Consider the following 10167-nt stretch of genomic DNA (forward strand, 5'->3'; position numbering starts at 1 on the left):
ACATCGACCGCGCGACGTCACCTTCGAGGGCCAGGCCGATGCCTTCGCGGTCCAGGAAGTAGTTGCCGCCGACGTATCCGAGCAGCGCCGTGACGGTGCCGACCACGAACAGGATCGCGGCGACCACAACCACCTTGGCGACCAGCACCCTACCGCGCACCGGAGTCGCGGCTAGGGTCGAGCGCATCATGCCGGTCCCGTACTCGCTCGAGACCGCCAGCGTCCCGAGGACGACGGCGCACACGGGCGACAGCATGAGACCGCCGGTGATGAAGGAACCTGGTAACTCGTCCGCCTCTGGGCTGGCCAGCCACTCCGCGTTGAGCGCGCACAGCAGCACCGTGCCGCCGATGCCGATCAGGAGAAGCGCCGCGAGCGTCCACCACGTTGAACGGACCGACGTCAGCTTGATGCGCTCCGAGCGCAGTACGTCCGCGAAGCCGGGCCGACTGTGGCGCGCGCGGCTCAGCATCGCCGTGGTCATGCCGCCACCTCCTGGGCTGAGTACTCGACGCTGTCGGCGGTGAGGGTCATGAAAGCGTCCTCGAGCGAGGAGCTCACCAGCGTCAGCTCGTGCAGCAGGATGCCATTCCTGCCGAGCCGCTCGCCGATGCCGGCCGCGTCGAGTCCCTGCACATGGAGCTCCGGACCAGTCGCGGAGTCGTGACGCCAGACGTCGAGGCCGGACGAGACGAGCACCTCTGCGGCGCGTCCCGGCTCGCCGGTCTTGACGCGCACGTACGACTGGGCGTGGTCGGCCATGAACTCCTGCATCGAGCAGTCGGCCAGGATCGTGCCCTGTCCGATGACGATGAGGTGGTCTGCCATCAGTGCCATCTCGGTCATCAGGTGGCTCGACACGAACACCGTGCGCCCCTCGTCGGCGAGCTGGCGGGCGAACGTCCGCACCCATCTGATGCCCTCGGGGTCGAGGCCGTTCACCGGCTCGTCCAGCACCAGCACCGAGGGGTCGCCGAGCATCGCGGCGGCGATACCCAGGCGCTGTCCCATGCCAAGGGAGAACTTGCCGGCACGCTGGCCGACCACGGACTCCAGCCCGACGAGCTCGAGCACCTCGCCGACCCGTGTGGTGGGGATGCCGTTGCTCGCCGCGAGCCATCGCAGGTGGTTGCGAGCCGACCGGCCGGGATGGACGGCGTGGGCCTCGAGCAGGGCGCCGATCTCGCGGAGCGGCACGGGCGATCTCGCGTAGTGATGGCCGTTGACCTTCACGTCACCGGACGTCGGGGCGTCGAGGCCCAGGATCATCCGCATCGTGGTGGACTTGCCGGCGCCGTTGGGGCCGAGAAAGCCGGTCACGCGGCCGGGCTCGACCTTGAAGTCGATGCCGTTCACGGCGATCTTGGGGCCGAAGGTCTTGGTGAGTCCTCGGGCGCGGATACCGAGGCCCGGGCGATGTGTCGTCGTCATGGCTCCACGCTCCCGCGACCCCGCCGTCTCGCGCATCGGGGAGCGACCCTGGCCGACCCCTGATTAGACCCTGAGTGGAGCTCAACCCACCAGGATGCAGAACGGATGGCCGGCCAGGTCGGCGTAGACCCGCAGCGGTTCCTTGGGATCGTCGGTGCGGTCCAGCAGGAGCCGAGCCCCGAGGTCGAGAGCCCGCCGGTGCTGCCGGTCCAGCTCCTCGACGGAGGGCACCGACATGTCGAGATGGAGCTGCTGGGCTACGCCGTCCTCCGGCCACGTCACGCGCGGCAGGACGGGAACCTTCTGGAACGCCAGCCTCCGGTTGCCGTGACCGTCCATGAGCACGAGCCAGTCGGCGTCGTCGCTCCCACCATCCTGGCGCTCGTCGCCGGCTCGGTACTGCAGCCCCAACAGCTGCCGGTAGAACTCGGCCAGCTCGCGCACGTCCTCGGCGTCGAGCACGGTGTGCAGCAGGTGGGGCACGGGCTCGTCCACAAGACGAATCTACGCCGAAGTGCTCGGCCGGGCGCCGAGCTGGGCCACGCACTGCTCCGCGGCCGCGCGACCGGCATCGAGTGCCTCCTCCGGCGCGGAGCCGTGCATCCAGCGGGCGAGGAAGCCGGCGGCGAACGCGTCGCCGGCGCCGGTGGTGTCGACGACGTCGATGCGCGGCGCCGTGATCTGGGCGCGCTCCATTCCGCCCAGGTAGGCCGCACCCATCGAGCCCAGCGTGACGACCACATGGCGGAACCGGACGGCCAACGCGTCGAGGTCGATCTTCGGGCCGGTGGAGCCGACCAGAATCCTGGCCTCGTCGATGTTCGGGAAGATGACGTCGGCTCCGTCGATCCAGCCGAGGAACTCCTCTCCGCCGGCGGCCCGCAGGAACGCCACCGAGCTCGGGTCGACGCTGACCCGAGCACCACGCCGACGCGCCTCGGCCACGAGCCCGGTCGCCACCGGCCGGGTGGACGGGTCGAAGAAGGTGTACCCGGTGAGGTGCAGCCAGGTGACGTCCTCCCATGCCTCGGCCGGCACGTCCTCGGGGACTAGCCCGCGGTTGGCGCCGCGATCGACGAACATGGTGCGATCTCCCTGTCGGTCGAGCTGGAGCACGATCGTCGCGGTCGTCCGGTCCAGGTCGCCGGCCAGGTGCGCCTCCACGCCGCAGTCGCGGAATGCCGCCAGGTGGCGGTCGAGCCCATCGGCGCCGACGCGTCCGCAGAACACCGCGTCGACTCCGAGATGACCCAGCCATGCAGCGACGTTTCCGGCCGAGCCACCCGGTCGCAGCCGGATCTCCGCGTTCGTGTCACTGGCCTCGGTGACGTCGTCGAGCACCCGCACGCTGATGTCGTCGACGAGATCGCCGACCACAAGGACTCGGCTCAATGTCGCGACCAGGCCGTCGCGATCTCGGCAGCCAGCCGGATGTTGTTCTCGGCGATCCGCAGGTTGACCTCGAGGCTCTCGCCGTCAGTCAGCGAGACAATGGTCTCGAGGAGAAACGGTGTGAGGTTCTTGCCACCCACCTGCTTCTCCTCGGCACGACGGAGCGCCTCCTCGAGGACACGATCGTGCGTGGCCGGGTCGAGCTGGTCGTCGAGGCTCAACGGATTCGCGACGACCAGGGCCGAGCTCAGCTCGAGCTGCTCACGCGACTCCATGATCGCGGCGACCGCTGCGGCGTCGGGCACGGACCAGTCGAGCGTGTGCCCCGACGACCGCAGCCAGAAGCTCGGGAACTCGTCCGTGCCGTAGCCGACCACCGTGATGCCGAGGCTCTCCATGCGCTCGAGCGTCGCGCCGATGTCGAGGATGGACTTCACCCCGGCCGAGACCACCGTGATCGGCACCTCGGACAGGACTTTCAGGTCGGCCGACTCGTCGTACGTGTGCTCAGTCGTGTCCCCAGTGCCGCGGTGGACCCCACCCAGCCCGCCGGTCGCGAACACGCGGATGCCTGCGTGGTCGGCAATGAACGACGTCGCCGCGACGGTGGTGGCGCCACTTCCGCCACGGGCCAGGGCGACCGGGAGATCACGCTTGCTGAGCTTGGAAAGCTCTTCGTTCGCGATGCGGTCGAGCTCGTCGGCGGTGAGACCGGCCCTCAACTCACCGTCGAGCACGGCGATGGTGGCCGGGACGACGCCGGCGTCGACGAGCACCTGCTCGAAGCGCCGCGCGCCCTCGAGGCGCCGGGTGCGGGGCAGGCCATGGGCGATGATCGTCGACTCGAGGGCGACGACCGGGGTGCCGGACGAGATGGCGTCGGCAACGTCCGGGGAAACAGAGAGCGGGAACGTCATGACATCAGATACTTGTTCTGTAGAAGTTGGCATGGGATCTGGAAGCCGTGGGGCCGCGCTGTCCTTGGTACCGGGAGCCGGACTTCGCTGATCCGTACGGGTGCTCCGCCGGCGAGCTGAGCCTGAAGAAGCACAGCTGGCCGATCTTCATGCCCGGATACAGCTTGATCGGCAGGGTCGCGACATTGGCGAGCTCGAGCGTCACGTGACCCGAGAAGCCCGGATCGATGAAGCCGGCCGTGGAGTGGGTCAGGAGCCCGAGGCGACCGAGCGACGACTTGCCCTCCAACCGCGCGGCCACGTCGTCGGGGAGCGTCACCAGCTCATAGGTGGAGCCGAGCACGAACTCACCGGGATGGAGGACGAACGTCTCGTCGGTGGGCACCTCGACCTCGCGGGTGAGGTCGGACTGGTCGGCGGCCGGGTCGATGTGCGGGTACTTGTGGTTGTCGAACACCCGGAAGAACTTGTCGAGCCGCACGTCGATGCTCGACGGCTGGATCATCTCTCGCGACAGCGGATCGAGCTTCACCCGGCCGCCGTCGAGCTCCGCCAGGATGTCGCGGTCGGAAAGAAGCATTTAGAAAACGTAACCTACGCGTCGTCCACTCGACGAGGTCGTGACCTGATCACCGCCGTCGCGAAGGCACCCCCGAGTATCAGGCCGGTCAGCACCAGCCAGGCGCTGACGTAGGGCCGGTTGAGGAGCGAGTCCATGTCGGGCTTCCCGCCGACGCCGAGCAGCACGTTCGCCACGGCGATCGTCAGGGTCCCCCACACGAGGAAGGCGACGGCGGCGACCGGGCGCTGACGGCTCGGCAGCGCCCGGGTCGCGACGACGCCGACGCCGACCACGATGGGCGCCAGCACGAAGTCGTGCAGCACGACGCCGCCGGCCAGCCAGATCGCGGTCGAGGAGAGCCGGTCGAAGCCGTCGTCGCTGAGTAGCCAGACGCCCCAGGAGCCGGCGGCAACCCCCAACATGACGAGCACCGCCCGCACAACCATCATGCCGGCACCTCCAGGCTGTTGACCCACTTCGTCTGGAGTACGCCGGGGCGGTTCGGCGCGATGATGCGGCACGGGTACCCGTGGTCGAGGCTCAGCGGCTCGCCGTTGAGCTCGAGCGCCAGGAGGGTGCGTGGGTCGGCCACGAAGTCCGCCGGCAGCTCGGAGGCCGAGAACGCTCCGCGCGTCTGCATCGAACGAACCCTCACGACGGACTCCGGCTCCGCCTGGACGAGAGCCACGAGGTCCCGCACCGCAATCCCGGTCCACGTCGCGTTCCGGCTCCAGCCCTCGACGCAGGTGATCGGCAGGCGGTGGGTGCGCTGCGGCAGCTCGGCGAGCTGGGCGCGCGACAACCGCACCGTGCGGGTGCCGTGGCGCAGCTCGAGCGCGAAGTCCGGGTCGGTGGCACCGTCGATCGCTCCGGCGGCGCGCGCGGTGCGGTTCACCGGGAGGTCCTGTGGTCCGTCGCCGTCGCGAACCCCGAACACGGATGCCCGCCGCAGGAACGGCACCGTCTGGCCGGCCGTGAGCAGCACGGCGAGGCCCGATGCCGCCGCGGCCCCGAGGACGACTGTGCGGCGACTCGGTCCGTCCGAGGCCAGGGACAGCCGATCGTCGACCGTCCGGTTGAGAGCGATGCGAACGAGGGGGAGCTTCACCGCGATGTGCGTCAGCAGGGCACCGATCGCCAGGTAGGCCACCGCCTCATGGGTGGCCCGGAAGCTGAACGACCACGGGTACCACTGCACAACGTTGAGAGAGCCGGTCACGAGCTGGAACACGACCGCCGCGACCAGCAAGGCGACCGAGGCCCGTTCGAGCCCGCCGACAGTGAAGGCGCGAATCCCGCGCTTCCGCGGCCGGCGGAACAGCCGCGGATAGACCGACCACAGCTTGACCAGGAGCAAAGGGATGGCCGCCGTACCCGTGGCGACGTGCGCACCCTGAGTGACCCGATAGAGCCAGGCCGGGTCCGGCCCGATCGGCAGCCAGCCCGGCGACGTGTACTGGAAATGGCTCCACACGCCGGTCAGGAAGCAGATGCCGATGCAGGTGCCGAGCAGGAGGCCGACGCGCGCGGCCGTGCGTGTCCCGCGTGCAGGACTCCTGAAGTCATTCGGTCGCGGGATGCGCCGGTCGATCGCGGCGACCGCGTCTGGGAGGCGCATCACAGGCCGCCGGTCATGTCCGGGCGCCATCCTCGCGGGCAGCGACGGCGGCGCCGAACCGCGAGGAGCGGAGCTCGGCGGCCACCGCCCGAGCGTCGTCCCAGGTGTCGACGTCGCGCAGCGTTCGCAGCAGCGCCGTCGGCATGGGCAGGACCTCCAAGGTGTGCTGTCCGGTGGATGCCGTCGACATCTCGACCGAGGCCAGTCCCGAGGCGTCCGACCCCCGGCGCACGGCGAGCAGCCACCAGCCGCCGTCCTCGGCCGGACCGAGCACGCTCGGGTGGTCGTCCAGCAGCTCGGCCGCCTCACGCAGGTCGTCGACGCGGATCTGCGGTGAGTCCATGGCCACCTGGATGACGCCATGGCCGGCGTCGGCGTCGACATGAGCTTGCGCGAGCCTTTCGCCGAACGTCGCGCCGATCTGGGGAACCAATCGGAGGCCGCCCAGGACGGCCGCGATCTCGTCCGACCGTGCGGCCCGCTCGAGGTCGCCGGTCAGGGCGACGACGACCGGCATGCCGGTGGCGGTGGCCGTGTCGAGCGTGTCGAGCAGCGCTGCCGCGGCCAGCTCGGCGGCAGCGTCGTCGCCGATGTCCCGGGCGATGCGGGTCTTGGCCTGGCCGGGGACGGGTGCCTTGGCGACGACGAGCACCGTGGGCGCGTTCATCGCGACTCCCGCAAGACCTTGCCGAAGTCCTGGGCCACCTTGGTCGTGCCGCGCAGGGAGCCCGACACCTTCGACTTCGTTCCGGCGGCCCGCGGACGGTAGGCGATGTCGATCTCACGGACCGTCCACCCGGCGCGGGCGGCCTTGAGCATCAGCTCGAGTGGGTAGCCGAAGCGGCGATCGCGGATGTCGAGCGCGAGCAGGTCCTCGCGGCGGCAGACCCGCATCGGCGCGAGGTCGTGCACCCCGAAGCCACTGGAGCGGCGCAGCCAGGTGGCGAGCACCGTGGTGCCGATGCGCGCATGCCACGGCCAGACCCCGCGGCGCACCGGACGCCGGCGACCGACGGCCATGGTGACGCCGGTGTCGAGCACAGCCTGGAGGAGCCCGGTCAGCTCGACGACGTCCATCGAGTCATCGCCGTCGACCACGGCGATGTACTCCGACGTCGAAGCGAGGACGCCGGCATGGACCGCGGCACCGTATCCGGGCCGGGCCTCGTCGACGACAGTGGCACCCAGCCGGCGTGCGACGTCAGCGGTGCCGTCGGTAGAGCCGTTGTCGACGACGATCGCGCGGAAGCCGTCCGGCAGGGCCGGGAGCACCAGCGGGAGCGCCGCCGCCTCGTCCCGGCACGGGATGACGACATCGCAGACCATCGCCCGATCCATGCTCCCGACGCTAGCGCGTTCTGAGCGGGTCGGTCGCCAGCCGGGCAAGCCCGTCCTCGGGACGGACCGCGGCCCGGAAGCCCAGGCCCTCGACCGCGGCGTCCGGCGACGCGAGCACGTGCCGCACGTCGAACAGCCGGTACTCGCCGGTGACGAGCGGGTCCGGCCCGTCTCCCGCTCCGGCGAGCACAGCCGCCATCTCGCCGATGGTGAACGGGTGCCCAGACGCCACGTTGTACGGCGTCAGGCCCGACGGATGGTCGCGCACCTGCTCGAGCGACAGCACGTTGGCCATGGCGACGTCGTCGACGTGAACGAAGTCGCGTACCTGGGCACCGTCCTCGAACACGCGCGGCGCCTCGCCGCGCTCGAGCGCCGACCTGAAGATGGCCGCGACGCCGGCGTACGGCGTGTCCGCGGGCATGCCCGGGCCGTACACATTGTGGTAGCGCAGCGCGATCGTCCGTCCGTCCTGGAGCGTGCACCACGCGTCGGCGTAGTGCTCCTGGGCGACCTTCGACGCGGCGTAGCTCGTGCGCGGACGGAACGGCGTGTCCTCGCCGATGCGCCGCCAGGTGATCTCCTCGCCGCAGACCGGACAGCGCGGGTCGAACCGTCCCGCAGCCAGGTCCTCCTCGCGACGAGGTGCCGGCGGGACGTCGCCGTGCTCGGGGCAGTCGAAGCGACCGTCGCCGTAGACCACCATCGACGACGCGAGCACGAGGTCGTCGATGCCCACCCGCGCCATCGCGGCGAGCAGCTCGGCGGTGCCGAGGTCGTTGTGGCCCGCATAGCCCGGCAGGTCCTGCGCGTCGACCCCGTTGCCGACCATCGCCGCCTGGTGACAGACGACGTCGAGGTCGGCAAGCACGTCGTCGAGCCGATCCCGTCTGAGGTCGAGCCGGAGAATCTCGCCCTCGGGCTCGGCCGACCCGTGCGCCTCCGGCAGGTAGGCGTCGAGGGCGACGACATCGTGGCCGCGCTCTCGGGCGAGCACGGCAATCCTGCTGCCGATGAACCCGGCCGCACCGGTGAGCAGGACCTTCACGTGGCCCCAGAATCCGGTAGTTCGAAAGGGAGGTCCATCCCGTCCACCGCGTGCGGGCAGGCGCAGTCGCGGTCGGTGCCGACCGCCCCGACCACGTCGGTGAGCACCGACTTGAGCGTGTCGGTGTGCTCGGCGAAGACCTTGAACACCTCGTCGACGGTGACGGCCTCGGCCTCGTCGACCCCGGCATCGTGGTCGGTGACCAGCGCGACCGTGGAGTAGCAGAGCGCGAGCTCACGTGCGAGCACCGCTTCCGGGTGCCCGGTCATGCCGATGACGGCCCACCCCTGCCCGGCATACCACTGGGACTCGGCACGGGTCGAGAACCGAGGACCCTCGATGATGACCATCGCGCCGCCGTCCACCGGAGCGTGTCCGTCGAGTCCGTCCACGAGATGTCGCCGCAGCCGCGGGCAGTACGGGTCGGCGAACGAGATGTGGTTGGCGCCCTCGTCGTAGTACGTCTGGACTCGCGCGGTCGTGCGATCGACGACCTGGTCGGGCACGACGTACGTGCCCGGCCCGTACTCGGCCTGCAGGCCACCGACTGCGCACGGGGCCAGGATCTGCCGGACTCCGAGGCTGCGCAGCGCCCACAGGTTGGCCCGGTACGGAACCCGATGCGCCGGGAACTCGTGGCCCGCGCCGTGCCGCGGCAGGAACGCGACGCTCCGGTCACCGACCGTACCCACCGCGATCGGCGCCGACGGCGGCCCGTACGGCGTCTCCACCTCGACCGTCTCCGGATCGTCGAGGAACGTGTAGAAGCCCGATCCGCCGATCACGGCGATGTCCGGTGTGCTCATGGGTCGAGCATGTCATCTGCGCCAGGTGTCGGGCTGGCGGTGTGTCAGCGTCCAATCGGACGCCCGGATAGGACGCTCACTCACCGCTGCTTCGTCTTGGAGCCGATGACGGGAATCGAACCCGCATATCTTGCTTGGGAAGCAAGCGCTCTGCCACTGAGCTACATCGGCGAATGAGCACACCTTACCCAGCGGGAATCACGTTCGACCGATCAACTCCAGGGCGAGTGCCACGACGGCGTCGAGCTGCTCGTCGGCGATTACGGCTGGTTGTCGTCTCCTGTGGTTCGATGGGCGCGTGACCGAGCCGAATCAGCTTGACGTCCTCCGGGCCCGCTGACGATGAGTCTCGTCGAGCTCGAGTCCGACGGTTCGGTGCGCGTCATCACCCTCAACGCACCCGATCGCCGCAACGCCCTCGACTGGGCCCTGCTCGACGAGCTGGCCGCCGCCGTGCGCGCGGTGGCCGACGACCACGACGCATGTGTTCTCGTCGTCGCCGGGGCCGGCAAGGCGTTCTGCGCGGGAGCAGACCTGCAGGACCTGTTCGGCGACCGCGACCGCCCGACGTCCGAGCTTCGCGATCACCTCATGCGCGTCTACGCGTCGTTCCTCGGCATCCACGACCTCGCCATCCCCACGGTCGCGGCCGTGCATGGGGCCGCCGTCGGGGCCGGTCTCAACATCGCACTCGCGTGCGACGTGATCGTGGCCGGACCTCAGGCACGCCTCGGTCCGACGTTCTCCCAGATCGGCCTGCACCCCGGCGGCGGTTGCACGTGGCTGCTGACGCAGCGCATCGGCAGAGCCAACACCGCGGCCGCGCTGCTCTCCGGCGACGTCATCGATGCCGACGAAGCCTTCCGGCTCGGCATCGCCCAGGAGCTGACGGACGATCCGGTCGCTCGCGCCCGTGCTCTGGCCGCCTCGTACGCCTCCCGTGAGCCGTCGCTGATGGCCGCCATCAAGAACACGGTGCGCGTCGCGGCGACCAGCGACCTCGCCACCACTCTCGAGGTCGAGGCCACCGCCCAGGCCGAGTCGCTGGGCAGCGC

General features: G+C 70.2%; 13 protein-coding genes and 1 tRNA gene. 1 reads left to right on the top strand and 13 read right to left on the bottom strand.

Annotated features, from left to right (window positions below):
* The 13 genes from ACRDPN_RS09890 to ACRDPN_RS09950 form a co-directional block, all read right to left on the bottom strand.
* A partial coding sequence (locus tag ACRDPN_RS09890; RefSeq protein ID WP_431447282.1) for an ABC transporter permease occupies positions 1-484 on the bottom strand: 484 nt, incomplete at its 3' end.
* Positions 481-1431, bottom strand: a complete 951-nt coding sequence (locus tag ACRDPN_RS09895) for an ABC transporter ATP-binding protein (protein ID WP_431447283.1) — start codon at positions 1429-1431, stop codon at positions 481-483. The genes ACRDPN_RS09895 and ACRDPN_RS09890, both read right to left, overlap by 4 nt.
* An 81-nt stretch (positions 1432-1512) precedes the next feature.
* Positions 1513-1926, bottom strand: a complete 414-nt coding sequence (locus ACRDPN_RS09900; protein WP_431447284.1) for a VOC family protein — start codon at positions 1924-1926, stop codon at positions 1513-1515.
* Positions 1927-1935: 9 nt separating this feature from the next.
* Entirely contained in the window at positions 1936-2823 is an 888-nt protein-coding gene (locus tag ACRDPN_RS09905) for a carbohydrate kinase family protein (protein ID WP_431447285.1), read from the bottom strand.
* Positions 2820-3740, bottom strand: a complete 921-nt coding sequence (locus ACRDPN_RS09910) for a pseudouridine-5'-phosphate glycosidase (protein ID WP_431447286.1) — start codon at positions 3738-3740, stop codon at positions 2820-2822. Before ACRDPN_RS09910 ends, ACRDPN_RS09905 begins: the two co-directional genes overlap by 4 nt.
* A gap of 4 nt (positions 3741-3744) precedes the next feature.
* Positions 3745-4320 (bottom strand): dCTP deaminase, encoded by a 576-nt coding sequence (gene dcd / locus ACRDPN_RS09915; protein ID WP_431447287.1) that lies wholly within the window; start codon positions 4318-4320, stop codon positions 3745-3747.
* Positions 4321-4334: 14 nt separating this feature from the next.
* Positions 4335-4751, bottom strand: coding sequence for a hypothetical protein (locus ACRDPN_RS09920; RefSeq protein WP_431447288.1), 417 nt, complete (start codon positions 4749-4751; stop codon positions 4335-4337).
* The gene (locus ACRDPN_RS09925; protein WP_431447289.1) at positions 4748-5920 is read right to left on the bottom strand and encodes a molybdopterin-dependent oxidoreductase; all 1173 of its coding nucleotides are present in this window, start codon (positions 5918-5920) and stop codon (positions 4748-4750) included. The genes ACRDPN_RS09920 and ACRDPN_RS09925 overlap by 4 nt, the downstream gene beginning before the upstream one ends.
* Before the next feature lie 13 nt (positions 5921-5933).
* On the bottom strand, positions 5934-6587 hold the full coding sequence (locus tag ACRDPN_RS09930; protein ID WP_431447290.1) for a TIGR04282 family arsenosugar biosynthesis glycosyltransferase: 654 nt from the start codon (positions 6585-6587) through the stop codon (positions 5934-5936).
* On the bottom strand, positions 6584-7258 hold the full coding sequence (locus ACRDPN_RS09935) for a glycosyltransferase family 2 protein (protein WP_431447291.1): 675 nt from the start codon (positions 7256-7258) through the stop codon (positions 6584-6586). The genes ACRDPN_RS09930 and ACRDPN_RS09935 overlap by 4 nt, the downstream gene beginning before the upstream one ends.
* 10 nt (positions 7259-7268) lie before the next feature.
* Positions 7269-8306, bottom strand: a complete 1038-nt coding sequence (locus tag ACRDPN_RS09940) for an NAD-dependent epimerase/dehydratase family protein (RefSeq protein ID WP_431447292.1) — start codon at positions 8304-8306, stop codon at positions 7269-7271.
* On the bottom strand, positions 8303-9112 hold the full coding sequence (locus ACRDPN_RS09945; protein WP_431447293.1) for an S-methyl-5'-thioadenosine phosphorylase: 810 nt from the start codon (positions 9110-9112) through the stop codon (positions 8303-8305). The genes ACRDPN_RS09940 and ACRDPN_RS09945 overlap by 4 nt, the downstream gene beginning before the upstream one ends.
* 97 nt (positions 9113-9209) lie before the next feature.
* Positions 9210-9283 (bottom strand) — tRNA-Gly (locus ACRDPN_RS09950).
* 171 nt (positions 9284-9454) lie between these two features.
* On the opposite strand from ACRDPN_RS09950, the gene ACRDPN_RS09955 reads away from it, so the two are divergent.
* The coding region (locus ACRDPN_RS09955; RefSeq protein WP_431447294.1) for an enoyl-CoA hydratase at positions 9455-10167 on the top strand (713 nt) is incomplete at its 3' end.

This window comes from Aeromicrobium sp. (assembly GCF_050700635.1).
GTDB lineage: Bacteria > Actinomycetota > Actinomycetes > Propionibacteriales > Nocardioidaceae > Aeromicrobium.

Bases quoted from the DNA above. Each gene is read 5' to 3' on its own strand.
- ACRDPN_RS09925 (WP_431447289.1), bottom strand. From the start codon at position 5,920: ATGCGCCTCCCAGACGCGGTCGCCGCGATCGACCGGCGCATCCCGCGA.
- ACRDPN_RS09895 (WP_431447283.1), bottom strand. From the start codon at position 1,431: ATGACGACGACACATCGCCCGGGCCTCGGTATCCGCGCCCGAGGACTC.
- ACRDPN_RS09930 (WP_431447290.1), bottom strand. From the start codon at position 6,587: ATGAACGCGCCCACGGTGCTCGTCGTCGCCAAGGCACCCGTCCCCGGC.
- ACRDPN_RS09935 (WP_431447291.1), bottom strand. From the start codon at position 7,258: ATGGATCGGGCGATGGTCTGCGATGTCGTCATCCCGTGCCGGGACGAG.
- ACRDPN_RS09910 (WP_431447286.1), bottom strand. From the start codon at position 3,740: ATGACGTTCCCGCTCTCTGTTTCCCCGGACGTTGCCGACGCCATCTCG.
- ACRDPN_RS09945 (WP_431447293.1), bottom strand. From the start codon at position 9,112: ATGAGCACACCGGACATCGCCGTGATCGGCGGATCGGGCTTCTACACG.
- dcd (WP_431447287.1), bottom strand. From the start codon at position 4,320: ATGCTTCTTTCCGACCGCGACATCCTGGCGGAGCTCGACGGCGGCCGG.
- ACRDPN_RS09920 (WP_431447288.1), bottom strand. From the start codon at position 4,751: ATGATGGTTGTGCGGGCGGTGCTCGTCATGTTGGGGGTTGCCGCCGGC.